The sequence below is a fragment of the Streptomyces sp. NPDC087859 genome, assembly GCF_044742595.1.
Taxonomy (GTDB): domain Bacteria; phylum Actinomycetota; class Actinomycetes; order Streptomycetales; family Streptomycetaceae; genus Streptomyces; species Streptomyces canus_F.
The window spans coordinates 250411-275806 of record NZ_JBIUUU010000011.1 but is presented as its reverse complement, the minus strand read 5'-3'; the positions used below and the strand labels follow the sequence as shown (position 1 = coordinate 275806).

Sequence of the window (25396 nt, the reverse complement as noted above, 5' to 3'; positions counted from 1 at the left end):
GGCGGGGTCAGCCCTCCCCGAACGCCCCGAGAATCCGCTCCGCGGCCAGCGTCGCCGTCAACTCGCCCTTCCTGACCTGCTGTTCGAGCCCGGGTGCCAGCGCGCGTACCGCGGGATCGGCGTGCAGCCGTCCGAGGAGCTCGTCACGGACCATGCTCCACGTCCAGTCGACCTGCTGGTCACGGCGCTTGGCGGCGAGCCGCCCGGTGGAGTCCAGCAGGGTGCGGTGCTGCTCGAGCCGCTCCCACACGGTGTCCAGGCCCGTCGACTCACGCGCGCTGCAACTCAGCACCGGCGGCGTCCAGAACGCGTCCTTGCCGTGCATCAGCCGCAGCGCACCCGCCAACTCCCGCGCCGCGGCCTGCGCGTCCCGCTGGTGCGGGCCGTCCGCCTTGTTCACCGCGATCACGTCGGCCAGCTCCAGGACGCCCTTCTTGATGCCCTGGAGCTGGTCGCCGGTACGGGCGAGGGAGAGGAGCAGGAAGGAGTCGACCATGTTCGCCACGGCGGTCTCGGACTGGCCCACACCGACCGTCTCGACCAGGATCACGTCGTAGCCTGCCGCCTCCATCACGACCATCGACTCGCGGGTCGCCTTGGCGACGCCGCCGAGCGTGCCCGCGCTGGGGGAGGGCCGCACGAACGCCGCGGGGTCCACGGCAAGGCGTTCCATCCGGGTCTTGTCGCCCAGGATGGAGCCGCCCGTACGGCTCGACGACGGGTCGACGGCGAGGACGGCGACCCGATGGCCCAGTCCGGTGAGCCGGGTGCCGAACGCGTCGATGAACGTCGACTTGCCCACCCCCGGCACCCCGCTGATCCCGATCCGCCGGGCCCGGCCGCTGTGCGGGAGCAGCTCGGTGAGCAACTCCTGTGCCAACGCCCGGTGCCGGGGCCGGGTCGACTCGACGAGCGTGATGGCGCGGGCGACGAGCGCACGCTTGCCGTCGAGCACACCCTTCACATACGCGTCGACATCGATCACAGGTCGTGCCCGAGGTCGTCCGACAGTCGCTTGACCAGGTCGTACGCCGCGTCCGGGATCACCGTCCCCGGCGGGAAGACGGCCGCCGCGCCCATCTCCAGGAGCGTGGGAACGTCCTGCGGCGGGATCACCCCGCCGACCACGATCATGATGTCCTCGCGACCCTCCTCGGCCAGCTGCTCCTTGAGCGCCGGTACGAGGGTGAGGTGGCCCGCGGCCAGCGAGGAGACGCCGACGATGTGCACGTCCGCCTCGACGGCCTGCCGGGCGACCTCGGCCGGCGTCTGGAACAGGGGGCCGACGTCGACGTCGAAGCCGAGGTCGGCGAAGGCGGTGGCGATGACCTTCTGGCCGCGATCGTGGCCGTCCTGGCCCATCTTGGCGACCAGGATGCGCGGCCGTCGGCCCTCCTCCTCGGCGAAGTCGGACACGAGGGCGCGGGTGCGGTCCACGGACGGGGACTCGCCGGCTTCGTTGCGGTACACGCCGGAGATCGTACGGATCTGGCTCGCGTGCCGCCCGTACACCTTCTCCAGGGCGTCGGAGATCTCCCCGACGGTGGCCTTGGCGCGGGCCGCGTTCACCGCCAGCTCCAGCAGGTTGCCCTCGCCGCCGGCCGCCCGGGTGAGCGCGTCCAGCGAGTCCTGGCACGCCTGCTCGTCCCGCTCCGCGCGCAGCCGCCGCAGCTTCTCGATCTGCTGGGTGCGCACCGAGGAGTTGTCGACCTTGAGGACGTCGATCTTCTCGTCGGTCTCGACGCGGTACTTGTTGACACCGATCACCGGCTGGCGCCCGGAGTCGATACGGGCCTGGGTACGGGCCGCCGCCTCCTCGATGCGCAGCTTGGGGATGCCCGCGTCGATGGCCTTGGCCATGCCGCCGGCCGCCTCGACCTCCTGGATGTGCTGCCAGGCCCGGCGCGCCAGGTCGTACGTCAGCTTCTCCACGTACGCGCTGCCGCCCCACGGGTCGATGACCCGGGTCGTGCCGGACTCCTGCTGGAGGAGGAGCTGGGTGTTGCGGGCGATGCGCGCCGAGAAGTCGGTGGGCAGCGCGAGCGCCTCGTCGAGGGCGTTGGTGTGCAGCGACTGGGTGTGGCCCTGGGTGGCCGCCATCGCCTCGACACAGGTGCGCGTGACGTTGTTGAACACGTCCTGCGCGGTCAGTGACCAGCCCGAGGTCTGCGAATGGGTGCGCAGGGACAGCGACTTGGCGTTCTGCGGGTCGAACTGCCTGACCAGCTTCGCCCACAGCAGGCGGGCCGCGCGCAGCTTGGCGATCTCCATGAAGAAGTTCATGCCGATCGCCCAGAAGAAGGAGAGCCGGGGGGCGAACGCGTCCACGTCCAGGCCCGCTTCACGGCCCGCCCGGATGTACTCCACACCGTCGGCGAGGGTGTACGCCAGCTCCAGGTCGGCCGTCGCACCGGCCTCCTGGATGTGGTAGCCGGAGATGGAGATGGAGTTGTAGCGCGGCATCCGCTGCGAGGTGTACGCGAAGATGTCGGAGATGATCCGCATCGACGGCGTCGGCGGATAGATGTAGGTGTTGCGGACCATGAACTCCTTGAGGATGTCGTTCTGGATGGTCCCGGCCAGCTTCTCCGGCGGTACGCCCTGTTCCTCCGCCGCGACGATGTAGAGCGCGAGGACCGGCAGCACGGCGCCGTTCATCGTCATCGACACCGTCATCTTGTCCAGCGGGATGCCGTCGAACAGCTGCCGCATGTCGTAGATGGAGTCGATGGCCACGCCCGCCATGCCGACGTCACCGGTCACCCGCGGATGGTCGCTGTCGTAACCGCGGTGCGTGGGCAAATCGAAGGCAATCGACAGGCCCTTCTGGCCGGCCGCGAGGTTGCGCCGGTAGAAGGCGTTGGACTCCTCGGCGGTGGAGAACCCCGCGTACTGGCGGATCGTCCAGGGCTGGTTGACGTACATCGTCGGGTAGGGGCCGCGCAGATACGGGGCCGCGCCCGGGTAGGTCGCCAGGAAGTCCAGGCCCTCCAGGTCCTGCCCGGTGTAGAGGGGCTTGACCGGGATGCCCTCCGGGGTCTCCCACAGCAGGTCGTCGCCGCCGGCCGCCTTCTTGAGCGCCGCCTGCCACTCGTCGGTGCCGCCGGCGGGGGCCGGGGCCCCCAGTTCGATCCCGGAGAAGTCGGGGACGGAGGGGGTGGTCATCAGGACACTCCCATGCGGTCGAGGGTGGCGGACAGGACGGCGACCGCGTCACAGCCCGCGAAGACGTACGAGTCGACACCGGCGTACTGCCCGGGCCGCCCCGCGAGGGACACATGCGAGGCACCGGCGGCCCTCAGCTCGGCCGCGACACTCTCGGCCCGCTCCTCGTAGAGGGCGTCGCTGGAGCACAGACAGACCTCGCCGGCCCCGCTGTCCTCGAACGTGCCCCCGGTGACGGGCTCGATGCCGCCGGCCTGGAAGAGGTTGGCCGCGAAGGTGAGCCGGGCGGTGTGGGCGGCGGCCGGACCCAGCGCCGCCAGGAAGATCCTGGGCCGGGCGCCGGTCGCGGCCAGATGGGCGTCGGAGCGGGCGCGCAGCGCCTCGTACGCCTCGTCGCGCCGGACCCGGGGCAGACCGCCGGACGGCGGTTCGGGCGCGGGCTCGCGCACGACGGGCTTCTCGCCCAGGTTCGGGAACTCGCTGACGCCGGTGATGGGCTCCCGCCGCTTGGCGAGCTTGGCGCTGCGTGCCTCCCACGTGTCGGCGAGGACGTGGGCGAGGTGTCCCGAACGCAGCGTGGCCGACTGGCCTCCCCGCCGCTCGATCTCCTGGAAGAACTCCCAGCCCGCGTGGGCGAGTTCGTCGGTGAGCCGCTCCACGTACCAGGAGCCGCCCGCCGGGTCGATGACCCGGGCCAGGTGCGACTCCTCGATGAGGATCGTGGAGGTGTTGCGGGCGATGCGCCGCGCGAACGCGTCCGGCAGCCCGAGCGCGTCGTCGAAGGGCAGCACGGTGACGGACTCGGCGCCGCCCGCACCGGCGGCCAGCGTGGCGATGGTCGCGCGCAGCATGTTCACCCACGGGTCGCGGCGCGTCATCATCACCGGCGAGGTCACCGCGTGCTGGAGCTGCGCCCCCGCGCCCGGCGACCCGCAGACCTCGGCGACCCGGGCCCACAGCCGGCGCGCGGCCCGCAGCTTGGCGATCGTCAGGAACTGGTCGGCGGTCGCCGCGTACCGGAACTCCAGCTGCCCGCAGGCCTGCTCGACACTCAGCCCGGCCTCGGTGAGGAGCCGCAGATACGCGACACCGGTCGCCAGCGAGGTGCCCAGCTCTTGCGCGGCCGAGCCGCCGGCCTCGTGGTACGGCAGCGCGTCCACGGTCAGCGCCCGCAGCCCCGGGTACTCCTCGGCGCACTGCCGGGCGAGGGCGGCCACCGGCGTGAAGTCCTGACGCTGCCCGGTGCGGGCCTCGTGGCCGAGCGGGTCGGCGCCGAGGTTGCCGCGCGCCGCCTCCCTGGCGACGCCCCGCTCCTCGTACAGCCGCAGCAACTCCCGTGCGGCGGGCTCGACTTCGGTGCCGGCGTCGAGGACGACCGGCGCCAGGTCGAGGTACACGCCGTCGAGGACGCGGCCCAGCGACGCCACCGGGATGCCGGCCTCGCCGATGCCCAGCCACAACGAGCCGACGCCGTTCTCCAGGTCGGCCAGGACCGCGGCGCCGTCGGCCGCCGTGTGCCGCTGCCGTACGTCCCAGCCGCCGACCGTGTTCCCTTCGGCGCGTCCCGCGCGGACGAAGGGGGCGAAACCGGGAAGGCCCGGGTCGGGCGCGGCGTCGAGCGCGGAGTACAGAGGCCGGGTGCGCAACCCGTCCTCCAGCGCGGTGGACAGGGCTTCCTCGGCCGCGGTGTCCTCGACGTCCTTGCCCGCCTTGCGCAGGACACCCGCCACGAGGCGCTGCCACTGCTCGTGGGGAACGTCAGGGAACTCACCGGCCAGCTCAAGCCCGTCGTCAGGCAGGACCGTCATGCGTCGGATGCTAGGCCAGCAGGCTCCGGCCGGAGCAGAGGAAAGCCTGTGACGTTTCCCTCGCGGTCACTGTGACGCCGCCCACCCGCCCGCCGGAGCCAGTCCCGGCGCTTGAAAATGACGCACGGACTGACGCGGACCACGCCCATCAGGCCGATCCCATCAGGCCGACCGCGAAGGGGTAGCCGAAGCCCCGGCTCGGTTCCGGCATGTGGTCGAAGTTCATGCCGTAGATCGTCCCGACGAGAGTGGGGGCGAACAGGATCGCCGCCCACGACGAGAGCCCAGGACGGCTGTCGGATGACAGCCGTCGAGAGTGATCTTGAGCGCTTGCCGGAAGGGCCCTTGTCCGTCCGACAGGAATGCGGCGACCGGCGCCGTACAGGAGCAGGGGCGGTCAGGCTTTCAGAGCCTGCTCGAGGGTGGGGTGGCATGGAATGACGGTGTCGACGCCGACCATCTGCAGCAGACGGAGGACGGACTCCTGGGCGCCGGCGATGCGCAGCCACCCCTGAGCCTGGCTCACTCTCCGGTGGGCGGCGATGAGGACGTTGATCCCGCTGGAGTCCATGAAGGTCACACCGCTGAGATCCGCCACGATCCGCACGGGCGGCGTCATACCGTCCTGGGAGGTCAGCGCCTGGCTGAGGGTGTTCTTGACGTCGTGGTCGATCTCGCCGTGCACGGTCACGACGAGGACGCCGTCGACCACTTCGGGTCTGACGGAGAACCGGCCTGGCCGGTCTTCCTTCTGGATGTCGCTCACCGTCTCCTCGACTGCGCCTAGGCTGGCCCGGGCAGGGCGTGCGCGGATGATTCTGCCCCACCGTTCCGGCTGGATGCATTCGGGTGGCTGCCGAACAACGTGTCTCTGCCATGTAAGCAGGGAGGGTGGGTACTCGCGCACTCGTGTACGGGGAATGAGGGCGAGGCCAGTGGGATCCGATGCCGACGGTGACGGCTGTGGGGCCGCCAACGGATGCCTGATGCGCGCCCGTTACGCCCTGAGCGAGTACGACGGCTGCATCGCCGAAGCCCGCCAACACGCCGTCGCCTTCCTCGAGAAGGCCCAGACCGACCGTCACCTGCCCGTGTCCCCTCGTGCGAGGGACCTCACCCAACTCGTGGTCAGCGAGCTGGTCACCAACGCCCACAAGTACGCTCCCGGCCCTGTCCTGCTGGAACTGCGCATCACTGCCCGCACCGTGGACGTCGTCGTGTGGGACAGCGACCCCACTGTGCCCGCTGCCCGGGCCGCTGATCCCGACCGGATCGGCCAGCACGGCCTGGAGATCGTCAAGGCCGTCACCGAAGCCCTGTTCACCGAGCAGGAGCCGGTCGGTAAGCGCATCACGGCCCGCATCGCCCTGTCCGACGCCTCCCACAGCGATATCGCCCGCCGTTGAGTCGAGAAGCCCGGTCGGATGCCCCGAGCGGCGGATAAGAAACAAATAAATGTTCGACGTGTGCGGAGATCAAGCCCGGGCACACGGCGGGACGGAGGTTGATAACTATGGTTCCCCTGATAGTGGTTCTGCTGCTCGCCCTGCTCCTCTTCGGCGCCGGGTTCGCCCTGAAGGCCCTGTGGTGGCTCGCCGTGATCGTCCTGGTGATCTGGCTGGTCGGCTTCTTTGCCCGCTCCGCCGGAGCAGGCGGAAAGCGTGGCCGCTGGTATCGCTGGTAAGCGGCGCTGACCGGACACCAGATGTGAGTGGGGGGTGCACCGATCGCCGGTGCGCCCCCACCGCCATGTCCGGGTATCTCTCACGTTCTGCACACACGGCTGGTTGTCTCGCCGGTCTCGGCACGGGTACACGTCCGGTCAGGTCCGGGGCCGGTACCTGTGCCGGCAAGGGAACTCTGGCACCTCCAGCAGGAACCGGCCTCGGGCCGCAGCCTTGGGCGCCATCAGTGACCGGACGCGGCGATCCGGAGTTCTGCCGTCCCGCGCGCAGTCGGCTGATCCGGACTCTGTCGCCCGGCGTCGACCACGGTCTGCTCGCCGAGCGCGTCGAAGACGTCGTCGATCAACCGTTTCGCCATGCGGGGAGCCTTGGGCCGGATGACCTCGACGAGCTTGCGGCATCCGGCCTTTCGCAGGGCGGACGGGGATCCGTAGCGTTCCAGCGGCGGGTGGAACCGGGTGAGCAGGCCGACAGGATCGCCGCCCAGGACGAGATCTTCTTGAAGTCGTCTGCCTGGTGGCGCTGACCTGGGGCGATGCGGCAGACGGCGAGCGGAAGTCAACCGGTCGTACCTCGGGATCGGCGAGTGCGGACAGGAGTTCGGCACCTGGCCCACTGTGCACAACCCCGTCCGGCAGCGGCGCGACGTCGGCGTCGACTCCACCACCTTGGGAATGGCCGGGCTGGTCGTGGTCAGCCCAGTGTGCACGCTGGTGATCTGCATGCTGTGGAAGATCCACCGCACTTGGAAGCGCACGCCGCCCGACGGCGGCGCCTTCGCGCACTCCGCTGCCACCCGGACCGCCGTGCGCTTTGTCGTCTCTTGGGACGGGGGACGCACATGGAGTGCGGTCTCCGGGCAATGTGCCAGGAGTGACACGCGTCGGAATCATCGTCCTGACCTGGGTGGTCGCCGTCGCGGCGGCCGTGGCTTCGTTCGGGGTCTCGCCCTACTGGCTGTTCGCCGCCCTCCCGCTCGCGCTCCTGGCACTGCTGGGTTCCTGGGACCTGCTGCAGCCCCGGCACTCGGTGCTGCGCAACTATCCGGTTCTGGGGCACGCCCGTTACCTCCTGGAACGGATTCGTCCAGAACTTCAGCAGTACTTCATCGAGCGGAACTACGATGGGCGCCCCTTCGACCGGGATGTGCGCAGCATCGTCTACGAGCGGGCGAAGGGCACCGACGCCGAGGAGCCGTTCGGCACCGAGCGGGACGTGTACCGGCCCGGCCACGAGTTCCTCGTCCCCTCCATGGCACCCCGCGCGGTACCGGAGACGCCGCCGCGGGTGCGCCTCGGCGGTCCCGACTGCGCCCGCCCCTACGACATGGCGCTGCTGAACGTGTCGGCGATGAGCTTCGGCTCGCTGTCGGCCAACGCGATCCTCGCGCTGAACGGGGGCGCCGCGGCCGGAGGCTTCGCCCATGACACCGGCGAGGGCGGCCTGTCGGAGTACCACCTGCGTCCCGGGGGCGACCTCGTCTGGGAGATCGGCACCGGATACTTCGGCTGCCGTACCGACAAGGGCGATTTCGACGCGGCCGAGTTCGCGGACAAGGCCGCGCACGAGCACGTCAAGTGCGTGTCCCTCAAGCTCTCGCAGGGAGCCAAGCCCGGGATCGGGGGAGTGCTGCCGGGAGCCAAGGTCAACCCGGAGATCGCCCGGGTGCGAGACGTGCCGGAAGGGCGGACGGTGGTCTCACCGCCGTACCACCGCGTCTTCTCCACGCCACGCGAACTCGTCCGTTTCATCGCCCGCATGCGTGAGCTGTCCGGCGGGAAGCCCGCGGGCTTCAAGCTCTGCGTGGGCTCGCGCCGGCAGTTCCTCGCCGTGTGCAAGGCCATGATCGAGGAGGGAACGGCACCCGACTTCATCGTGGTCGACGGAGCCGAGGGCGGGACCGGCGCGGCGCCGCTGGAGTTCGCCGACCATGTGGGGGCCCCGCTCACCGAGGGGTTGCTCACCGTGCACAACGCCCTCGTCGGCGCCGGTCTGCGCGAGCTGGTCAAAATAGGGGCGAGCGGCAAGATCGCCACCGGCGCGGATCTGGTCAAACGCATGGTGCAGGGCGCCGACTACGGCAACGCGGCACGGGCGATGATGTTCGCCGTCGGCTGCATCCAGGCCCAGCGGTGCCACACCAACACCTGCCCCACCGGTGTCACCACCCAGGACCCGCGCCGGGCCCGCGCCCTCGACGTCGGGGACAAGACGCCGCGCGTCCGCCGCTTCCAGGAGGCGACCGTGGCCGGCGCGCTGCAGATCATGGCGTCCATGGGGGTCACCGACCCCGCGGAGCTGCGCCCGCACATGCTGCACCGGCGCATCGACCCCTGCACCGAACGCTCCTATGCCGACCTGTACGAGTGGCTGGCGCCAGGGCAGTTGCTCGCCGAGCCGCCCGCCTCGTGGGCGGCCGACTGGCACGCCGCCGACCCCGACCGTTTCACCGTGTGACCTGGAGGAGCAAAGTGGCCCGTACCGTTGCCCGAGTCATCGTGGACGCCTTGGATGAACTCGGCGTACGCCAGGTCTTCGGCGTCGTGGGAGACGCCCTCAACCCCGTCACGGACGCCATCCGCACCACGGAGAGCCTCGAATGGGTGGGGTGCCGGCACGAGGAGGCGGCGGCGTTCGCCGCGAGCGCCCAGTCGCAGCTCACCGGGACCCTCGGGGTGTGCATGGGCACGGTCGGACCGGGTTCCGTGCACCTCCTCAACGGCCTCTACGACGCGGCCAAGTCGCACGCTCCGGTGCTGGCGATCGCCGGCCAGGTGCCGCTCGCCGAAATCGGCAGCGGCTACTTCCAGGAGGTCGACAACGACGCGCTCTTCAGCGACGTGGCCGTCTTCCGCGCGACCGTCACCTCTCCCGGCCAACTCCCGCAGATGCTGGAGACGGCCGTCCGCACCGCACTGGGCCGCAAGGGCGTCGCCGTCCTCACCGTGCCGGGCGACCTGGGCGACCAGGAGCTGCCCGCCGACCGGCCGGCCCGGTTCTCCCTGAACGCCGCGGTGAGCCGGCCTGACGACTCCGCCGTCCGTCACGCCGTGGAACTCCTCGACCGCGCCGAACGCGTCACCCTGCTCGTCGGGGAGGGCGCCCGTGCCGCTCGCGACGACGTCCTCGCCCTCGCCGACCGGCTGGCCGCGCCGATGGTGCTCACCCTGAAGGCCAAGGCCGGCTTCGAGGGCGACGCCAACCCCTTCCAGGTCGGGCAGACGGGGCTGATCGGCAACCCCGCGGCGGCGTCGGCTCTCCAGGACGCGGACACGCTCCTGCTGCTCGGCACCGACTTCCCCTACCGGGACTGGTATCCCGAGGGACGCACGGTCGTCCAGGTGGACACCGACGCCACCCACCTCGGACGCCGTGTCCCGGTGGACGTCGGGCTCGTGGGCGACACCGGCGCCACGGTGCGCGACCTTCTGGGCCACCTCGCCGCCACGCCGCCCGGCACCGAGGGAGCGCGCGACCGCTCGCACCTGGAGAAGGCGCGCGAACGCTACGACCGGTGGCGCGACGGCCAGGCCCGGCTCGCCGACCCCGATCACGACAAGGGGCTCGTGGGCCGCGTCCGCTCCGCGCTGGACAACCGCGGCAACGACATCCGCCCCGAGGCTCTGGCCGCTGTCGTGGACCGTGTCGCGGCCGACGACGCGGTGTTCACCTCCGACACCGGCATGGCCACGGTGTGGCTCTCGCGTTTCGTCGAGATGCGCGGCGAGCGGCGGCTCATCGGCTCCTACAACCTCGGGTCGATGGCCAACGCCATGCCGCACGCACTGGGCGCCCAGTGCGTGGACCGGGGCCGCCAGGTGGTGGCCTTCTGCGGCGACGGTGGGCTGAGCATGCTGCTCGGCGATCTCATGACCCTGAAGACGTACCGTCTTCCGGTCAAGCTCGTCGTCTTCGACAACCGGCGCCTGGGCATGGTGAAACTCGAACAGGAACAGGCCGGGCTGCCGGAGTTCGGCACCGTGCTCGACAATCCCGACTTCGCCGCCGTGGCCCAGGTCATGGGCATCCCCGGCATCCGCGTGACGGACCCCGCCGAACTCGAGGACAGCGTACGCCGTGCGTTCCGCACCGAGGGTCCGGTCCTTCTCGACGTCCTCACCAACCCCGACGAGATCGCCGTTCCCGCCAAGCCGACGGTCGAGCAGGGGTGGGGTTACGCGGTGGCCAAGATGAAGGAGGTCGTGCGCAGCCACGGAGAGTCGGGCGGGCACTGAAACTTTCTCGGAGTTCGCGGTGTGCGCGTCGGCAGCCGGGGTAAACGCGTGCTGGCCGGACCAGGGGTCCGGACAGCACGAGACCGATCGGCCGGGAGGGGTGCGGCATGGCGACGACCACCGTGCAGAGCGCAGAGCAGACCGTGGACATTCCGGAGATCGCGGAGCCCGCCAAGGTCGCGCCGAAGGACGCGCGGGAGTTGTCGAGGCTGTTCTTCGACCAGCTGGCGGTGCTGGAGGAGGGCACGCCCGAGTACCAGTACGCGCGCAACACGCTGATCGAGATGAACATGTCCCTGGTCCGCTACGCCGCCGGCCGGTTCCGCAGCCGCGGTCCGGAGGAGATGGAGGACATCGTCCAGGTCGGCATGATCGGCCTGATCAAGGCGATCGACCGGTTCGAACTGACCCGCGAGGTCGAGTTCACCTCCTTCGCGATCCCCTACATCGTCGGTGAGATCAAGCGGTTCTTCCGCGACACCTCCTGGGCCGTCCATGTGCCCAGGCGGCTGCAGGAAGCCCGCGTCCAGCTCGCGCGCGCCAACGAGGAACTGCACAGCCGACTGGGCCGCACACCCACCACCGCGGAACTGTCCGAACTGATGAGCCTTCCGGAGGAGGAGGTCGTCGAGGCCCAACTGGCCTCCAACGGCTACAGGTCGGCCTCCCTGGACGCGGCGATCAGCGGCAGCGAGGCCGGCGAGGCCGCGCTGGCGGACTTCATCGGCGACGAGGACGCCGCCCTCGCACTGGTCGAGGACTTCCACACCCTGGCGCCGATGATCGCCGAACTGGATGAACGGGACCGGCAGATCATCCACTGGCGCTTCGTCGACGAACTCACCCAGGCCCAGATCGGTGAGCGCCTCGGCGTCTCACAGATGCATGTCTCCCGTCTGATCACACGCCTCCTGGCCCGTCTGCGCGAAGGCATGCTCAGCTCCCACTGACCGGCTGCGAGGGCGATCCGGTGCCGGCCCGTTCCCCGGCACCGGACTTCGCCGGCTCCGCGTTGAACTGGGCGCCGGCCAGAAGTGCCCGACGGTACAGAACGAGTACCAGGGCGACGGCGACCACGGCGATGACCGGCCACCGCAGTGTGTCCCATGTGGTGGGGAACGACGAAGATCAACGTCCACGCCGTCGACGACTGCCCGGCCGTCTGCCGCAGGGTGCTGCGCAGCAGAGCGCGGGACGCGGTCGGAGTGGGCTGCACCACGCGGTCGATGCCCCCCGGCTCGGAGGTGGGCATGGCCGGACCGAGAATCGAGAGAATCACCGGCAGCGACGGGAACAGGGCCGGAACCGACGGTCACCGGCGTCCGGCACGGCGCCGCCCACCATCGGGTCGTGCGACCGTCTGCGTCATCCATGGCAAGCCGCTCCAGGCGACGGCGCAGACGTTGTTTGCGCGCTGCCGTGTCAGGCACGGTGTCCTGTGCGGGAGGCGCAGGTATGCCGCCGAGTGGCACGCCGAATCTCCGACCGGGTCATGAAGCGGGAACGGGCTGCCTGGCGAGCCCGAACAACCGCATTCCCGGTCGCCGCCGCCGCACTCCGGTCCTGCGTTCGACGCTCCCGGTGTCCACGGGGTGGTCGGCGCGGCCCCGGGCCCGCTCCGGCCCCGGGAGGCCCGCCGTATGAGGATCTCGCTACGTGCCCAGTCCGTCGCGCCGTTCTACGCCATGCCGTGCCGGTGCTCGAGGCGCGATGGGCACGCTCACCTTCCGTTACCGCCGGCCTCGCGGTTGTCGATGGCCTCTGGTTCCGTTCCCTGGCTCCGTCGGACAGTCGGCGGTCTGTCACACCTGAGCGGCCGTGGGCCGCGGCTTGACGTTGTGGGACCAAGTGCCCTGCGGGGCAACGGACATGAGCGCGCCGCCGCACGTGGACACCATCCACATCCTGAGATGGGACGGCCTCGGACCGTCTGTCGCACTGGGCCAGGGCTATGCTGCTGCACAGGCGTCCCAGACCCCGGCGGCTTGTCGTTTCACGACACAGATGGCTGCGGGGAGCGGACCTTTCGTCCGTCACCCGGCGCATCCCTGGAGGGAACCGGGTGGGTCCCCTGTCCTGTTGCACAGGCCCTCGGACCGGCCCTCGTCCCGTCTCCGCCGTACATACGCCCCTGCCGACAGCGCGCCAAGGGAGCCGGGAAACCCGGTGTCCCCATCTCGCTGCCGGATGGTCTTTGAACCGAGGCGTCATGCCCGTCCCACAGCTCACCATCCACCGTCATGACCAAAGGCACCGGACACTGATCACCCTCGCCGGTGAGATCGGCCTGGAATCGGCACCGCTGCTGCGCTCGACACTGGCACGATGCCTGAGTGACGGCATCCGCATCATCGATGTCGACCTCACCCCCGTGACCTTCTGCGACTGCAGCGGCCTCAACGCCTTCCTCTACGCCGCGCAGCGGACCAGGGAGGCCGGCGGGATCCTGCGACTGCACAACCCGCCACCGTCACTGGGGCGGATTCTCGAGCTCACCGGCTGCGGGTTCCTGCTTCTGGGCCTTCCGTTCGGGCATCTGTCACCGTCTCTCGGGGACGTCCCTGACCCGGTCGCTCCGGCTCTGCCGGACCGGAGCAGTCCGCTGGTGGCCGTCCTGTCGGGCGATGTGCGGTGATGGCCCAGTCCAGGCAGGGGCAGCCGCGCAAGCCCCGTGCAGGCGAGCCGTCCACCATGGACGCGGTGCGGTTGCGCCGCGTGAACCGCTGGCTGGCGCAGGGCCTGGGCGGGGAGCTGGCGGATCTGTACGTCGACTCCGGAGAGACGTCCGTCCCTGAGGCGTACCGCAGCCGTAGCCGCCAGGACTTCCTGAACCGTCTCACCGGTGACATCCGGCGGCCGGGGTTCGCCATGGTGATCGCGGAGACGGACCACCTGGTGGGATGCGCCTTCGGGTTCCCGGTGAGCAGCGACGGCTTCTGGTGGCTCGGGTTCGACGGAGCACTGCCGCAGAACATCGAGCAACTCACCGCCTCCGGCGGCGTCTTCGCGATCACCAGCATCCTGATCCAGCCACACCCGCAGGACCAGGACATGGCCCGCCGTTTGCAGGAGCGGCTGCTGGGCGACCACCAGGCATCCCTCGGCGCCACCTTGGTGGATCAGAACGATCACCCGACCCTTGCCTCACTCCGCTTCTGGGGATGGCTGGACCTGGGAGAGGTGTGGCGGCCGGGCCCGACCATGTTCCGCGCGCTGGTACTGCCCCTCGGCGAACGCACCACGGCGCGACTGGAGGGCCTGGCCCACGATGCCTGGACACGGTGGCCGGGATGAGGTCCGACAACCGGTCGGCCCGGATCCAGGCGCTGGTCGCCGAGCAGGCGGCCCGACGCGGCGCCCGGCCCGGTGTCGTGGACGTGTGCGCCGCGGCCGTGGCCGCGCTCCCGGTCGGCGGAGCCGGGGTATCGGCGATGTCCCGGACCGCGGCGAGCCATCCGCTGTGCAGCACCGACACCATCAGCGAGCAACTGGAAGAGCTGCAGCTCACCCTGGGTGAGGGACCCTGCGTGGACGCGTTCACGCAGGGTTCCGCGGTCTTGACATCCGATCTGCTCACCGGTGAGCTGCAGGACCGCTGGACCGTGTTCGCCGATGCCGCCCTGGACGCCGGGGCGCGCGCCGTCTTCGCGCTCCCCCTGCAGATCGGGGCGATCAGCCCGGGAGTTCTGGACCTGTACGCCGACGTTCCGACCGTGCTGGACGCGGAGGAACTGGCCGACGCGCTGGCGTTCGCCGACCTCGCGACGCTGCTCCTGCTCGACGCGCGTATCGATGAGACGGGCGCGCCGGTCGACGGAGCATTGGCAGACCGGGGCTTCGACGACCTGGGCGGATACCGGGCGGAGATCGACCAGGCCACCGGCATCCTCACCGTCCAGCTCGAAGTCGGCATCGACGAAGCCTTCGTCCGGCTGCGCGCCTACGCCTATACCCAGGGACGCCGGCTCGCCGACGTGGCCGCCGACGTGGTGGCCCACCGGCTCCGCTTCTCCCCCGACACGGAACCGAAACGGACGGACGACGACGCCTGACGCACCGGTTCCGGACGATAGGCATGCTGCGCTTCCCGCCCCCTCCCGGCGGGACTAGTCTCAATCGAGGGTGACACGATGAATCAGCAGCTCCTGGCCAAGACCTTCGTCGAGCTGGCGGACAACCTGGTCGCCGACTTCGACCTGATCGACTTCCTGCGTCTGCTCACCGACCGCTGCGTGAGCATGCTCGACGCGAGCGCAGCCGGGGTACTGCTCGCCGACCGCGACGGCAAACTCCGCGTGATGGCCGCCTCCGACGAACGGGTACGCCTGCTGGAACTCTTCCAGCTCCAGAACGACGAAGGCCCCTGCCTGGAGTGCTACCGCACCGGGCAACCGGTGATCGTCCCCGACCTGACCCGCGAGGTCGGCCGCTGGCCGCACTTCGTCACGGCGGCCCACCGCAGCGGATTCGGCGCCGTCCAGGCCCTGCCGATGCGCCTGCGGGACGAGACCGTCGGCGCCCTGAACCTCTTCCACGCCACCCCCGGCCCCTTCGACCCGGCCGGCACACTCATCGGCCAGGCCCTGGCCGACGTCGCCACCATCAGCCTCCTGCAACAACGCTCCACCCACCGCAGCACCGTCCTCAACGAACAACTCCAGAGGGCATTGAACAGCCGCGTACTGATCGAGCAGGCCAAGGGGAAACTCGCCGAACGCCAGGGCATCGACATGGAAGAGGCGTTCACCGCGCTGCGCGGCTACGCCCGCGCCCACAACCGGCGCCTGTCCGATGTGGCCCGCGTCTTCATCGACGGTACGGAAGTCCTTCCCGGCCTGGTGGCCTGACACCGTCGCCGAGGCCGTGACCGCACGCAGCCGCCCGAGCACGAGGAATCACGCCCGGATCACGGGCCGTGCTTCTGGAGGCGCGGTGCTGCTGGAGCGGGACTGCCGGCTGACGCTCTCCGTGGTGCGGCGTCATCCGCGGGGCCGATCCCGGGCTCCGGGCTCTCGCCCTCGGCAGTCTCGCCGGACTGCACCGCTGTCCCTGTCGCTGTCCATGCGGCGCAGTACAGCAGCAGCCTGGCCATGAGGTTGATCCACAGTACGACGGCGACCGGCACGGCGAAGGCGCCGTACATGCTCTTCCCGGCGACGCCCTGCAGGTAGCCGGTCAGCAACCACTTGAGCAGTTCGAAGCCCACCGCACCGATCAGCCCGGCGACCACGACCGCACGCCGGCCCGGATGCACCCGCGGAAGCCGGGTGAGCAGGTAGATCAGCAGCAGGAAATCGACGACGAGGGCGATGGCCAGGCCGGCGAAGAACAGCAGAGCCCGTCCCGCCCCACCCTCGATTCCGGCCTTGTCGGCGGCCCAGCCGACGGCACTGTTGGCGAACACCGAACTGCCGATCGCGACCAGCCCGACCGCGCCGAGGCCGACCAGCACCATGGAGTCCTTGAACTTGAGCAGGAACGGATTGCCCGGGTCCTGCTCCTTCTCCCACACCGCGCGCAGGCTGCCGCGCAGGGCGCCGACCCAGTTGATGCCGATCACGAGCAGCAGTGCGCCCGCGATCAGCCCGACGGATCCGGCATGCGCGACGAGACTGTCCAGGTCCAGCAGGTCGGAGAGGCCCGGCGCCTGGTCGGCGATCTTGTCCTGGAGCTTCCCGAGCTGGTCGTCGCTCAGCAGCTTGGCACCGATCGCCGCGCCCACGGTGATCAGTGGAAAGAGCGCGACGAAACTGGTGAAGGTGATGGCGGCGGCGAGCCGGGCCCAGTGGACGGCATCCAGCCGTGCGTACGCCCGCCAGGCGTGCGTACGCATCAGCTTTCCGATCACAGGCAGCCTTCTCAGCCATTCCATGAGGAACACCCGCTCTCTGCGTACCCGCCGGCACCGTGCCTGGCAGGTCGGCCAGGGGCTGTGTCGAGGTTGTCTGCGGGATCGTCAGCGGGGCGCGGCCCGACGGTGGAACCAGTGCTGGTGGTGGGGGCGTTCGACCGGTTCGGCCCGGTCTTCGTCCTCCCTCTCCGCCTGCACCGTCTGCCCGCGGGAGGTGTCGCGTTCGCTGGTCAGGCCACCGGGTTCCCGTTCGGCCGCAACAGATCCGCGCCGGGACGGTTCGGGCCCGCGATGTGCCGTGCGGCGACGGGTGGTACGGCGTGTACCGGCCAGGATCAGGCTCAACCCGAGCAACGCCGCCGCCCCGACGACGATGCCGCAGAGGAAGAGGGTGCCGGTGGAGCCGGTGACATCGACTCCGAAGACGGAGAATCCGCCGGTGAACTCGTGGGCGCCGCCACTGTTGGAAAGAACGCCGGCGACACCGATGACCACCGCGGCGACGAGGATGACGAGTCCGAGGATGATCATGGCGCGCTCCTGGGATCTGCTTCCTCTCCCCACGGTAGAACCGTTCTGCCCGGCAGGCCACTGCCAGGGGTTGCGTCTACCCTGAAATTGAGGTAGGTGCGAGACCGGAGGGCACCGGAACTACTGGGTGCACGGCCTCTGGTGCGCCCTTCCGCCACCACCTCAGGAGGCGTAGCGCCATGGTCTTCTTCCTGGTTCTGCTCATCTGCGCCGTCGCGCTGATCGTCATCGGTGCTGTCGTCGACGGACTGCTGTATCTGGTTTCCACCGGCGTGCTGCTCCTCATCGCCGCCGTGCTGTACCTGCTCGTGCGCTCGGTATCGCGCATGCGCCGACGCCCGGCCCACTGACGCGTGGTGGTGGACGCCGGACCGCCGCTCCACATGCGGCTCGAAGACGGGGGCCGTACGGTTCGCTGCTCTTGTGTCGACCAAGTGCGTGGCTACGGCCCGGCCCAAAGGCGAGCCTGGTGAGGAGCCGGCAGATCAGGCTGGATCACCGTTACAGGCGGCGCCACCGAGCGGAGGCGAAGGAGAAGGCGCCGAAGAGGATCAGCCCGATCGCGACGGCGACCAGGAGCCACGGCCCCACCGGTGTGTGCGTGAAGCTGCGGAGCGTCGCGTCCACGCCCTTGGCCTCGTCCGGGTCGAAGCGGACGGCTGCCACCAGGATGAAGATCCCGGCCGCGGCGAACACCACGCCACGCGCCACGCCTCCGCCCACGCCCAGGGCGGTGACGACCTGCTTCGTACGGTGGCTCATGGTGCCGGTGTCCAGCTGCTTGAGGAAGCTCCGCATGGCCGCCCGGGCGGCTAGTACCGCACCGATGCCGATCAGGAGGCAGCCCCCGGCTCCCACCAGCACTTGGCCGTACGACAGTTTGAGCACCGATGCGGTCCAGTCCTTCGACTGCGCGTTTCCGCTGGAGCCCTGGCCGCCGCCGGCGGCGTACACCGCGGTGGTCCAGCAGACGAAGGCGTAGAAGACCGCCCGCCCGCCGTCGAGCACGCGCGAACCGGCCTTCCGCTGAGGCCCCCTGGTGAGGACTGCGCGGGTACCCCGCCACAGCGCCATGGAGGCGAAGCCGACCACCATCGCCCACAGCATCACCTTCCCGAACGGCTGCTCCGCGACCTGGGCCAGCGCGCCCTGCCGGTCGGCCGACTCGCCGTCGCTGCTGCTGAGGGCGATCTGAAGAGCAAGGGCGCCGATCAGGACGTACACCACACCCCGTGCGACAAAGCCCGCTCGCCCTGCGGCGGTCAGCGTCTCCTTCTGGGTGGTGCGGGCCGCGGACCTCACGGCCCGGCCGCGCCCTTGCGTGTTGGACGAGGTCACGATGTCCTCCCCATGGTGTGGCCGCGCGATACGCGTCCACTGCCCCCAAGTGCCCCGGGCCGGGCATTTGATGTGCGCAGCGGACGAGCGCAGCCTGGACGGGACAGGATGATTCATCGGTCGTCGTCCTGGACGTCACCGGCGTAGCACGGGTCACTTCCGGCATGGGCCGGGAGGGCCGAGCCCTGTGCCGCACCGCCTCCGACTGTGCGGCGTACCCCCCGACTTGTCGAGCGTGGAGAAGCACGGGGAGTTGTCGTGGCCTCAGGGTCGTTGCCGTCGAGCCCGCTGTTTCACCGCCTGGGCCGCGCGGGGGAGTTCCTCGTTCAGCAGGTGGCCCGCCAGCGCACCGCCGTAGACGATGACGCCCACACCGACCAGCCAGGACTGGACGACCAGAACGGTTCCGAAGGGACCGTAGGCGACGGCACTGGACGCGATCAGCGGTGAGAAGACGAGACGGGAGAAGACCCGAAGACCGAGCAGCCCGAGCGCCGATACCACCGCGCCCGGCAGCAGGGCGCTCCAGGCGATCCGCCCGCCCAGCAGTGTCCGCTGCGACCACCAGAAGAAGAGGACGGCGCTCAGCGTCGCGGCCAGCGTGCCGGCCGCCGAATGGCGCCACAGTGTGGTGGTGGCGGTCAGGTAGAGGGACCCGACGAGCACGGCGAGCCACAGCACGTGCCGCCATCTCGCGTACCAGCGGGCCGGAGGCAGCTCCCAGATCTTCTCGTAGCCGGTCTGCACCGCCGCCCCGAAACTCAGACCGAAGACAGCGAGAGCGGCAAGGCCGAAAGCAGTCGTGGTCTGCAGCACCTGGCCCGGCCGCGCGAACAGCTTCCCGACCTCCTCCCTGGCGGCACTCGACACGCCGAGCCCGTCCCCCAGCCACTGCGCGAATCCTCGCCCTTGCTCCGGATCGGCTGCGGAGACGACGATCAGCAAGGGCACCAGCGTGAGGAAGCCGAGCGCCGCAAAGCCCAGCGCCCTCGGCCCGAGTTCGATCTCTCGGCTCCGCCGCCATCCCCGCCCGGCCGGCGAATCACGGAACACCCGGCGCCGGAAGACTCCTTCGGTATCCACGTCGCCCATCACATGGGGCGCCATCACCGGCAGCCGTGAACGCATGACCCCGTCACCGCCGCTCCAGCGCGTGAGGGCACCGCAGCACGCGACGCCACTCGCGCCGTGTCGCCTCGGGAAGTTCCTGGCCCTTCGTGGTGGCGACCAGGGCCGCAGCCAGGTCGCGGAGTTCGACCTTGCAGTGCTGCGACACCTCCACGAGCAGGTCCCAGGCTCGCCCACTGGAACACGGCGCCAGGACCATCACCATGCCGCGGGTTCGAGAACATCGACAGCCCGGGCCGCGTCCCCCAACCACGTCACAGCCGTCAACAACGGCTGGTCCGCGCGGGGGTGTGGTCAGCCGGCGCATGGTGCATACCTCACAACGAAGTCCTCAGAAGTCAGTCATCGTGTCCATGAGCGGTCAGGGCATGGGCTGTTTCGAGCACACCGACCCTGTGACCTTCCCTGTCGACGACGTCGCAGTCGCGCCCCTCACGGACATCGGCTGCGTCGATCACGGCCCTGCCCTTCCGGACGGCTCATCTGCCGGTCGTGAGTCGCCCCCCTGGTCTTCTGCGTACAGCCGCCGCAGTGCATGGCGCAGTGCCCTCTGCATCGGCCGCGAGAGCGGCGCCCCCTCCCACGCGGCGACCACGGCTGCAGCCACGTCCGGGAGCTTGGTGTTGCACTCTCGCGCCATGGTCATCAGCAGGTTCCTGGCCGGCCCGCGGCGGCAGGGAGCCAGGACCATCACCATGCCGCAGGCCTGATCGATGACCATACGGCCGGCCAGCGCCCGCTGCAGTTGTTCGATCTCGGCGCGCAGCGCCACGACATCCCGAGCCGCCGCAGTCCCCGCCACGGCCTCGGCCCTCAGGTCCCACCAGTTCTCCGGAAGCATGGTTGTGCGCTGCATGGCGGGTACCTCTCGATGATTTCGGCGCGTCCGGCTGGACGGAGGCCGTCCCGGAACCTCTGGATGTTCGGGCAACTTGATCGGTCACCCGCGGAGTTCGTGGACCCGGCGGTCCTCGCGCCTCCAGCGCGCCAGGTACCGAAGGCTGTAGCGACGGTCCTGACGGTCCCGGCGGTGCCGCGTGGCACCGAAGACCAGCACCGCCGCAGCCCACCACCAGAGGGGATTGAGGAAGCCGCTGCCGAACAGAATCAAGATCAGGACGAGAAGCAGAACGAACACTGCGGGCCTCCCGGCACGGAACAAAGCGTCACTGCCGGGGGCCGGGGCCTGTTCGAACAGCGTAGCTCTGCCCAGAGACTGCGGATAGCGCCCCATGTAACGGTCTTCCGCCCTGGACAGATGGCCACTTGCCGTCTGTCCAGGGAGTGCGGTCAGGGCTAGCGTGTGCGGTACGGCCCGAGCCCCCGGCAGCGTCGAACACCTCTCGCGCTCCTTCGAGGGCGCACCTCGCGCATCAGTGCCGGAACCGCCCCGCCCCCAACGGGCCGCCCCCGCCGTCGCCACTCGATCCCGGCGCCGCACCGATGCGCCCCATGCGGGCATCCCTCTCCGCTGCCCGCCGCGTCGCACGCAGCTCCCGCAGGCGGTACGCATGTACGTACTGATCGTTCCGGCTTCTGTCCCCTTCGTCCTGCTCGCCACCGTCATGGGCCTGTCCTGGTGGGAAGACCGCATCCTGCCGACGGCGCCGGCCGAGCCGGTCGACCCTCCCGCAAAGGCTCCGTTCGTCCCGGCGGCCCCTGCCCCGCTCGCAGAACCCCCCTGTGTCGACACCATGTTGACAAGGGAGGTTGCCGGGCGTTGACTGACGGTACGGCGTAGGGCTATGCCACTCCGGATCACTCGGTCGGCGCATTCCACCTTCCCGCTTCGCCCGGACCCCGCGGAACTCAGGAACTTCCCGCGATCTGGAGGCCCGGCAATGCTTTGGATTCTTCTCCTTCTGCTGATCCTGGTGGTGTTCGGGTTCGGCTTCACCATGCAGGCTCTCTGGTGGGTCGCCGCCGTACTCCTGGTCGTCTGGATCGTCGGCTTCGCCATGCGCGGACGCGGCAGTGGCGGACGCGGCGGTGGACGCCGTGGCGGCGGACGCCGGTACAGCCGCAGTCGCGGATAGCCCACACACCGGGCGCTCTCCCCCTCCGGGAGGGTGGCCTGTACGGCGATCACGCGCGGAAGCCCATTCAGCGAACGAGCAGAGGACAGCCATGAGCCTCGGACAGACGATCAGGCACAAGACCCAGGCATTTAAGGGCCGGGTCACCGAACGCGTCGGCCGGACCACCCGCAACCGGCGACTGCAGCGCGAAGGCAGGACCGACCGGGTCTCCGGGAACCTCAAGCAGTCCGGCGACAAGGCCAAGGACGCCTTCAAGCACTGACCGCAAACGCCCCGGGTGGTGCCCACGTCGCGTGGCCGCCACCCGGCAGGCCAACGCGGAATCAGCCCACAGGAAATGACGGGAACGGCAATGAAGCCGAACACTCCACGAGCCGAGAGCCAGAGAAGGCCGCCATGCTCACCATCGTGATCATCGCCGTGATCGTCATCGCGGCCGTCGTCCTCTTCCTCGTCGGACGTGGACGCATCCGGGCCGGCGGAGGACGCGGGCTCAAACACCGCTTCGGACCCGAGTACGACCGTACCGTCGCCGACCACGACGGCGACACCAAGGCGGCCGAGCAGGAACTCGGCGAGCGCGTCACGCAGCACGGCTCCCTGGAGGAGCAGCCGCTGTCGCCCGAGGCCCGTGCGCAGTACAGGGCTCAGTGGGCCGACGTCCAGGAGCGGTTCGTCGAATCACCGCAGAAGGCCGTCACCGAGGCGGACGCACTCCTTGCCGGCCTGGCGAGGGACCGCGGCTTCCCCGACGGCGAGCAGTTCGAGGAGCAGTTCGCCGCCCTCTCCGTCCACCACCCCGCCCGTGTCCATGGCTACCGCAGCATGCACACGGCCGCACGCGGACAGAGCGGCACCGAGGAAATGCGGGAGGCCATGGTCGAAGCCCGAAGCCTCTTCGAGGCACTGGTCGCCGAACAACCGGACGACCCGGACCAGGGCAGTTCGCAGACTCCTCAGTCCCGCGACGGCAACGGCCACGCGCCATGGGCACTGAACCGACGCCACGCGAAGGGAAGCAACACCTGATGTCACAGAACGCCGAACACGCACGGCAACCCCAGCCCGGAAGCCCGGATCCCTCGGCGCCGCGCAACCCGCAGGCACCTGTCACCGATCCTGCTCACGACCCGCGTGAACCCGCCAGCAATGCCGCCAACGCCGGCCGCCCCAGCCCCGATCGCAAGCCGACGCCGGAGATGCTCCCGCAGGGCGAACGGGACAAGCTCACCCTGCGCCTCCAACAGGCCCTCAACACCTTCGTCGACAGCCCACGCCAGGCCGTGGAGGAAGCCGACAGCGTCTTCGACGAAGTCGCCACCCACTTCACGAACACCCTCACAGAGCAGCGGCGCGTCCTGCGATCGGGCTGGCAGGACCAGGACACCGAAGCGCAGACCGAGGAACTACGGGTCGCGCTGCGGCAGTACCGGGAGATCACCGAACGGCTGCTGCACATGGCGGCGCCCGCCGACCGGTGACACCGTCCTCCCGGCAGGAAGCACAGCCGCCGCAGGAAACCGGTAGGTGAACCACACCGGCCAGCCGCGACGGCTGTGTGCTGCTGAAGCACTCAGCCCGATCCGTCCGGCGGCTCCGAGACGGCCCGGGCCTCCAACCGTGCGGCGTGTCGCCTGACGAACTGCGGCAACACCACCCACAGGCCCCCGCACACCAGCAGCGTCGCACTCCCCGCGATCACACCCTCGACCCGGCCGAACACCACGTCGACGACGAGGAGCACGGAACCGGTGAGGGTCAGCATCAGGACGCTCATACCCGCCCCCGCCAGCCGTGAGGAGATCATGACGATCTCAGGCTTGGCCCCGCGCTGGAACAGCGTGCGGTGCAGCGCGGCCGGAGTGGTGAACAGGGCCGCTGCGAGCACCGCGAGCAGCAGCGTCGTGATGTATATGGTGCGCTGCGCCGTGTCGAGCGCGGAGAAGCGGGCGGTGAACGCCAGCGTCAGCAGGAACGCGAAAAGGATCTGGACCCCGGTCTGGATGATCCTCAACTCCTGGAGCAGCTCGCCGTAGTTACGATCGGCCCGCTCCAGCGTCGTCTCCTCGCGCGGCGTACGGGAATTCTCCTCAGCCATATCCTGGCAACCTACTCGAAGGCCGACGGTTGACTACGAGGCCGCTCTCACAGCGTGAACACCACACCGACGGCGTCCGTCACAGCGGAACAAGCTCAGTCACGGCCGCCCGTAGACGGGCGGCCTGCTGGTGCCGCAGCAGTGGCTGCGGCCTGGTGACGAATCAGGGGCCGGCCGGCTCGGAGATCGCCAGCATCACTTCTCCCCAGAGACTCCCCACGGTCGATTCTGGCGCGAACCGTGAATGACGCGAGGGCAAAGAGCGACGAGTTCAGAGCCAGTCCCGCCGTTTGAAAATCACGTACAAACTTGCGCAAACCACCCCCATCAGGCCGATCGCGAAGGGGTATCCGAAGCTCCAGCCCAACTCAGGCATGTCCTCGAAGTTCATGCCGTAAATAGTTCCGACCAACGTGGGAGCAAACAGAATCGCCGCCCACGACGAGATCTTCTTGATCTCCTCGTTCTGCTCGAACCCCGCCTCCGCCAGCGCCCGCATCTCCGCGTTCTGCTGCTGGGTGACCAGCGTCGCGTTCACCGTGAGGATCTCGGTGAGGGCCAGGCGGAAGCCGTCGACGCGTTCGCTGGTGTGGGTGACGTGGTCGGCGACGTCGCGGAGGTAGCGCTGGAGCTCGTCGTCGGTGCCGTACTTGGAGAAGCCGGCCATCAGACCGTGCAGCATGCCGACCAGGGGGCGGGTGGCGCGCTGGAACTCGACCATTTCGCGGGAGAGTTCGTAGATGCGGCGGGAGACTTCCGGGTCGCCGCGGAAGACCTCCGTCTCGATCTCGTCGACGTCGTTCTGGACCCCCGACACGACCGGCAGATAGCCGTCCACCACCGCGTCCAGGATGGCGTAGAGGATCGCCTCGGGACCCAGCTTCAGCAGCTCCGGCGTCTCCTCCATACGGCGGCGCACCGCCGACAGATCGGGTGCCGCGCCGTGCCGGACCGTGATGACGAAGTCGGGGCCGACGAAGACATGCAGCTCGCCGAAGTCGACCTCCTCCGAGGCGTCCAGATAGCGGGCCGCCCGCAGGACGACGAAGAGCGTGGCGCCGTAGCGCTCCAGCTTGGGCCGCTGATGGGCCTCCATCGCGTCCTCGACCGCCAGCGGATGCAGGTCGAACTCGGCAGCCAGAGAAAGGAGTTCGGCCTCGGTGGGGCGGGCCAGGCCGATCCACGCCATGCCCGAGGGTTGCTCGCGCAGCTCACGGAAGGTGTCGGCGAGGGTGGCGGGGGAGGAGACCCGGAGACCGTCCCGGTACAGGGCCGCCTGCACGATGCTCGCCTGCTCGGGTTCCGCCTCCACGGCCTCCGCCCGCCGCGCGGGCGGCTGCTCCGGCGGGGGTGGTGAGGTCAGGGCACGGCGCCATGCGGACCTCCCCCGGCTCTTCGAGGTCGGACGGGCGCGTCGCTCGGCCATCGCGGCTGCCTCCCGGATCGAGCCGACGGCTGGGTGATCACGGGCAGGATATACGGGACATACGACGTCGGCGTGTCCGCGGGAGGCGGGAA

At 69.8% G+C, this 25396-nt stretch carries 27 protein-coding genes and 2 pseudogenes; 14 read left to right on the top strand and 15 right to left on the bottom strand.

All coding sequences use genetic code 11. The features are described 5' to 3' along the window. Positions 1 to 7: 7 nt before the first annotated feature. The 5 genes and pseudogenes from meaB to ACIOHP_RS27795 form a co-directional block, all read right to left on the bottom strand. Positions 8 to 985 carry a methylmalonyl Co-A mutase-associated GTPase MeaB gene (gene meaB / locus ACIOHP_RS27815; RefSeq protein WP_401891745.1) on the bottom strand — a complete coding sequence of 326 codons (978 nt, stop codon included), beginning with the start codon at positions 983 to 985 and terminating at the stop codon, positions 8 to 10. Next, on the bottom strand, positions 982 to 3165 hold the full coding sequence (gene scpA, locus ACIOHP_RS27810; protein ID WP_361541611.1) for a methylmalonyl-CoA mutase: 2184 nt from the start codon (positions 3163 to 3165) through the stop codon (positions 982 to 984). Before scpA ends, meaB begins: the two co-directional genes overlap by 4 nt. Then, positions 3165 to 4973: a methylmalonyl-CoA mutase family protein gene (locus ACIOHP_RS27805; protein ID WP_401891744.1), complete on the bottom strand. Its 1809-nt coding sequence runs from the start codon at positions 4971 to 4973 to the stop codon at positions 3165 to 3167. Before ACIOHP_RS27805 ends, scpA begins: the two co-directional genes overlap by 1 nt. A 95-nt stretch (positions 4974 to 5068) precedes the next feature. Then, positions 5069 to 5256 (bottom strand): annotated as a pseudogene (locus ACIOHP_RS27800) (CorA family divalent cation transporter); the annotation flags it as partial. A 114-nt stretch (positions 5257 to 5370) separates the two neighbouring features. Then, positions 5371 to 5739 carry an STAS domain-containing protein gene (locus ACIOHP_RS27795; protein ID WP_401891742.1) on the bottom strand — a complete coding sequence of 123 codons (369 nt, stop codon included), beginning with the start codon at positions 5737 to 5739 and terminating at the stop codon, positions 5371 to 5373. A gap of 169 nt (positions 5740 to 5908) precedes the next feature. Between ACIOHP_RS27795 and ACIOHP_RS27790 the strand changes: the two genes are divergently transcribed. Next, positions 5909 to 6379, top strand: a complete 471-nt coding sequence (locus ACIOHP_RS27790) for an ATP-binding protein (RefSeq protein WP_401891741.1) — start codon at positions 5909 to 5911, stop codon at positions 6377 to 6379. A 107-nt stretch (positions 6380 to 6486) separates the two neighbouring features. After that, positions 6487 to 6657 (top strand): hydrophobic protein, encoded by a 171-nt coding sequence (locus tag ACIOHP_RS27785; protein ID WP_361541599.1) that lies wholly within the window; start codon positions 6487 to 6489, stop codon positions 6655 to 6657. Between the two features lie 278 nt (positions 6658 to 6935). On the opposite strand, the pseudogene ACIOHP_RS27780 reads toward ACIOHP_RS27785, so the two are convergent. Then, positions 6936 to 7127, bottom strand: a pseudogene (locus tag ACIOHP_RS27780) (IS110 family transposase); the annotation flags it as partial. Positions 7128 to 7546: 419 nt separating this feature from the next. Here ACIOHP_RS27780 and ACIOHP_RS27775 point away from each other — a divergent pair. From ACIOHP_RS27775 to ACIOHP_RS27745, 7 genes are all read left to right on the top strand, one after another. Next, positions 7547 to 9115 carry an FMN-binding glutamate synthase family protein gene (locus ACIOHP_RS27775; RefSeq protein ID WP_401891886.1) on the top strand — a complete coding sequence of 523 codons (1569 nt, stop codon included), beginning with the start codon at positions 7547 to 7549 and terminating at the stop codon, positions 9113 to 9115. Positions 9116 to 9129: 14 nt separating this feature from the next. Next, positions 9130 to 10893: a thiamine pyrophosphate-dependent enzyme gene (locus tag ACIOHP_RS27770; RefSeq protein WP_401891739.1), complete on the top strand. Its 1764-nt coding sequence runs from the start codon at positions 9130 to 9132 to the stop codon at positions 10891 to 10893. A 107-nt stretch (positions 10894 to 11000) separates the two neighbouring features. Then, entirely contained in the window at positions 11001 to 11843 is an 843-nt protein-coding gene (locus ACIOHP_RS27765; protein ID WP_401891737.1) for an RNA polymerase sigma factor SigF, read from the top strand. 1259 nt (positions 11844 to 13102) lie between these two features. Beyond that, on the top strand, positions 13103 to 13528 hold the full coding sequence (locus tag ACIOHP_RS27760; RefSeq protein WP_401891736.1) for an STAS domain-containing protein: 426 nt from the start codon (positions 13103 to 13105) through the stop codon (positions 13526 to 13528). Next, positions 13528 to 14187 (top strand): hypothetical protein, encoded by a 660-nt coding sequence (locus ACIOHP_RS27755; RefSeq protein ID WP_401891735.1) that lies wholly within the window; start codon positions 13528 to 13530, stop codon positions 14185 to 14187. The genes ACIOHP_RS27760 and ACIOHP_RS27755 overlap by 1 nt, the downstream gene beginning before the upstream one ends. Next, a complete protein-coding gene (locus ACIOHP_RS27750) occupies positions 14184 to 14945 on the top strand; it encodes an ANTAR domain-containing protein (RefSeq protein ID WP_401891734.1) in 762 nt (253 codons plus the stop codon). The genes ACIOHP_RS27755 and ACIOHP_RS27750 overlap by 4 nt, the downstream gene beginning before the upstream one ends. A gap of 78 nt (positions 14946 to 15023) precedes the next feature. Then, positions 15024 to 15740 (top strand): GAF and ANTAR domain-containing protein, encoded by a 717-nt coding sequence (locus ACIOHP_RS27745; protein ID WP_401891732.1) that lies wholly within the window; start codon positions 15024 to 15026, stop codon positions 15738 to 15740. A gap of 59 nt (positions 15741 to 15799) precedes the next feature. Here the strand turns inward: ACIOHP_RS27745 and ACIOHP_RS27740 are convergent, their stop codons facing one another. Then, complete coding sequence (locus tag ACIOHP_RS27740; protein ID WP_401891731.1) at positions 15800 to 16765, bottom strand: YihY/virulence factor BrkB family protein; 966 nt, start codon at positions 16763 to 16765, stop codon at positions 15800 to 15802. Between the two features lie 84 nt (positions 16766 to 16849). After that, positions 16850 to 17275: a hypothetical protein gene (locus tag ACIOHP_RS27735; RefSeq protein WP_401891729.1), complete on the bottom strand. Its 426-nt coding sequence runs from the start codon at positions 17273 to 17275 to the stop codon at positions 16850 to 16852. A gap of 179 nt (positions 17276 to 17454) precedes the next feature. Here ACIOHP_RS27735 and ACIOHP_RS27730 point away from each other — a divergent pair, with 179 nt between their 5' ends. Beyond that, positions 17455 to 17625, top strand: coding sequence for a hypothetical protein (locus ACIOHP_RS27730; protein ID WP_401891728.1), 171 nt, complete (start codon positions 17455 to 17457; stop codon positions 17623 to 17625). A 151-nt stretch (positions 17626 to 17776) separates the two neighbouring features. Here the strand turns inward: ACIOHP_RS27730 and ACIOHP_RS27725 are convergent, their stop codons facing one another. The 5 genes from ACIOHP_RS27725 to ACIOHP_RS27705 form a co-directional block, all read right to left on the bottom strand. Next, positions 17777 to 18613 carry a DUF1206 domain-containing protein gene (locus tag ACIOHP_RS27725; RefSeq protein WP_401891726.1) on the bottom strand — a complete coding sequence of 279 codons (837 nt, stop codon included), beginning with the start codon at positions 18611 to 18613 and terminating at the stop codon, positions 17777 to 17779. A 264-nt stretch (positions 18614 to 18877) separates the two neighbouring features. Next, positions 18878 to 19705: a ribonuclease BN gene (locus ACIOHP_RS27720; RefSeq protein ID WP_401891884.1), complete on the bottom strand. Its 828-nt coding sequence runs from the start codon at positions 19703 to 19705 to the stop codon at positions 18878 to 18880. A 43-nt stretch (positions 19706 to 19748) separates the two neighbouring features. Then, on the bottom strand, positions 19749 to 19946 hold the full coding sequence (locus ACIOHP_RS27715) for a hypothetical protein (RefSeq protein WP_401891724.1): 198 nt from the start codon (positions 19944 to 19946) through the stop codon (positions 19749 to 19751). A gap of 249 nt (positions 19947 to 20195) precedes the next feature. Next, positions 20196 to 20597, bottom strand: a complete 402-nt coding sequence (locus ACIOHP_RS27710; RefSeq protein WP_401891722.1) for an ANTAR domain-containing protein — start codon at positions 20595 to 20597, stop codon at positions 20196 to 20198. Between the two features lie 84 nt (positions 20598 to 20681). Beyond that, complete coding sequence (locus tag ACIOHP_RS27705) at positions 20682 to 20879, bottom strand: hypothetical protein (RefSeq protein ID WP_361541554.1); 198 nt, start codon at positions 20877 to 20879, stop codon at positions 20682 to 20684. A gap of 703 nt (positions 20880 to 21582) precedes the next feature. Between ACIOHP_RS27705 and ACIOHP_RS27700 the strand changes: the two genes are divergently transcribed. From ACIOHP_RS27700 to ACIOHP_RS27685, 4 genes are all read left to right on the top strand, one after another. Beyond that, positions 21583 to 21777, top strand: coding sequence for a hydrophobic protein (locus tag ACIOHP_RS27700; RefSeq protein WP_361541548.1), 195 nt, complete (start codon positions 21583 to 21585; stop codon positions 21775 to 21777). 91 nt (positions 21778 to 21868) lie between these two features. Then, on the top strand, positions 21869 to 22042 hold the full coding sequence (locus ACIOHP_RS27695; protein ID WP_361541545.1) for a CsbD family protein: 174 nt from the start codon (positions 21869 to 21871) through the stop codon (positions 22040 to 22042). 134 nt (positions 22043 to 22176) lie between these two features. Beyond that, positions 22177 to 22809: a hypothetical protein gene (locus tag ACIOHP_RS27690; protein ID WP_361541542.1), complete on the top strand. Its 633-nt coding sequence runs from the start codon at positions 22177 to 22179 to the stop codon at positions 22807 to 22809. Further along, a complete protein-coding gene (locus tag ACIOHP_RS27685) occupies positions 22809 to 23261 on the top strand; it encodes a hypothetical protein (RefSeq protein ID WP_401891719.1) in 453 nt (150 codons plus the stop codon). Before ACIOHP_RS27690 ends, ACIOHP_RS27685 begins: the two co-directional genes overlap by 1 nt. 92 nt (positions 23262 to 23353) lie before the next feature. Here the strand turns inward: ACIOHP_RS27685 and ACIOHP_RS27680 are convergent, their stop codons facing one another. After that, on the bottom strand, positions 23354 to 23878 hold the full coding sequence (locus tag ACIOHP_RS27680; protein ID WP_401891718.1) for a DUF6328 family protein: 525 nt from the start codon (positions 23876 to 23878) through the stop codon (positions 23354 to 23356). A 271-nt stretch (positions 23879 to 24149) separates the two neighbouring features. Then, positions 24150 to 25304, bottom strand: coding sequence for a magnesium and cobalt transport protein CorA (locus tag ACIOHP_RS27675; RefSeq protein ID WP_401891717.1), 1155 nt, complete (start codon positions 25302 to 25304; stop codon positions 24150 to 24152). Between the last annotated feature and the right edge of the window lie 92 nt (positions 25305 to 25396).

Coding starts and splice junctions, on each gene's coding strand:
- ACIOHP_RS27765 (WP_401891737.1), top strand. CDS start 11,001: ATGGCGACGACCACCGTGCAGAGCGCAGAGCAGACCGTGGACATTCCG.
- ACIOHP_RS27755 (WP_401891735.1), top strand. CDS start 13,528: ATGGCCCAGTCCAGGCAGGGGCAGCCGCGCAAGCCCCGTGCAGGCGAG.
- scpA (WP_361541611.1), bottom strand. CDS start 3,165: ATGACCACCCCCTCCGTCCCCGACTTCTCCGGGATCGAACTGGGGGCC.
- ACIOHP_RS27740 (WP_401891731.1), bottom strand. CDS start 16,765: ATGGAATGGCTGAGAAGGCTGCCTGTGATCGGAAAGCTGATGCGTACG.
- ACIOHP_RS27680 (WP_401891718.1), bottom strand. CDS start 23,878: ATGGCTGAGGAGAATTCCCGTACGCCGCGCGAGGAGACGACGCTGGAG.
- ACIOHP_RS27715 (WP_401891724.1), bottom strand. CDS start 19,946: ATGGTGATGGTCCTGGCGCCGTGTTCCAGTGGGCGAGCCTGGGACCTG.
- ACIOHP_RS27760 (WP_401891736.1), top strand. CDS start 13,103: ATGCCCGTCCCACAGCTCACCATCCACCGTCATGACCAAAGGCACCGG.
- ACIOHP_RS27745 (WP_401891732.1), top strand. CDS start 15,024: ATGAATCAGCAGCTCCTGGCCAAGACCTTCGTCGAGCTGGCGGACAAC.
- ACIOHP_RS27805 (WP_401891744.1), bottom strand. CDS start 4,973: ATGACGGTCCTGCCTGACGACGGGCTTGAGCTGGCCGGTGAGTTCCCT.
- ACIOHP_RS27785 (WP_361541599.1), top strand. CDS start 6,487: ATGGTTCCCCTGATAGTGGTTCTGCTGCTCGCCCTGCTCCTCTTCGGC.
- ACIOHP_RS27700 (WP_361541548.1), top strand. CDS start 21,583: ATGCTTTGGATTCTTCTCCTTCTGCTGATCCTGGTGGTGTTCGGGTTC.
- ACIOHP_RS27675 (WP_401891717.1), bottom strand. CDS start 25,304: ATGGCCGAGCGACGCGCCCGTCCGACCTCGAAGAGCCGGGGGAGGTCC.
- ACIOHP_RS27730 (WP_401891728.1), top strand. CDS start 17,455: ATGGTCTTCTTCCTGGTTCTGCTCATCTGCGCCGTCGCGCTGATCGTC.
- ACIOHP_RS27720 (WP_401891884.1), bottom strand. CDS start 19,705: ATGGGCGACGTGGATACCGAAGGAGTCTTCCGGCGCCGGGTGTTCCGT.
- ACIOHP_RS27735 (WP_401891729.1), bottom strand. CDS start 17,275: ATGATCATCCTCGGACTCGTCATCCTCGTCGCCGCGGTGGTCATCGGT.
- ACIOHP_RS27690 (WP_361541542.1), top strand. CDS start 22,177: ATGCTCACCATCGTGATCATCGCCGTGATCGTCATCGCGGCCGTCGTC.
- ACIOHP_RS27750 (WP_401891734.1), top strand. CDS start 14,184: ATGAGGTCCGACAACCGGTCGGCCCGGATCCAGGCGCTGGTCGCCGAG.
- ACIOHP_RS27685 (WP_401891719.1), top strand. CDS start 22,809: ATGTCACAGAACGCCGAACACGCACGGCAACCCCAGCCCGGAAGCCCG.
- ACIOHP_RS27695 (WP_361541545.1), top strand. CDS start 21,869: ATGAGCCTCGGACAGACGATCAGGCACAAGACCCAGGCATTTAAGGGC.
- ACIOHP_RS27710 (WP_401891722.1), bottom strand. CDS start 20,597: ATGCAGCGCACAACCATGCTTCCGGAGAACTGGTGGGACCTGAGGGCC.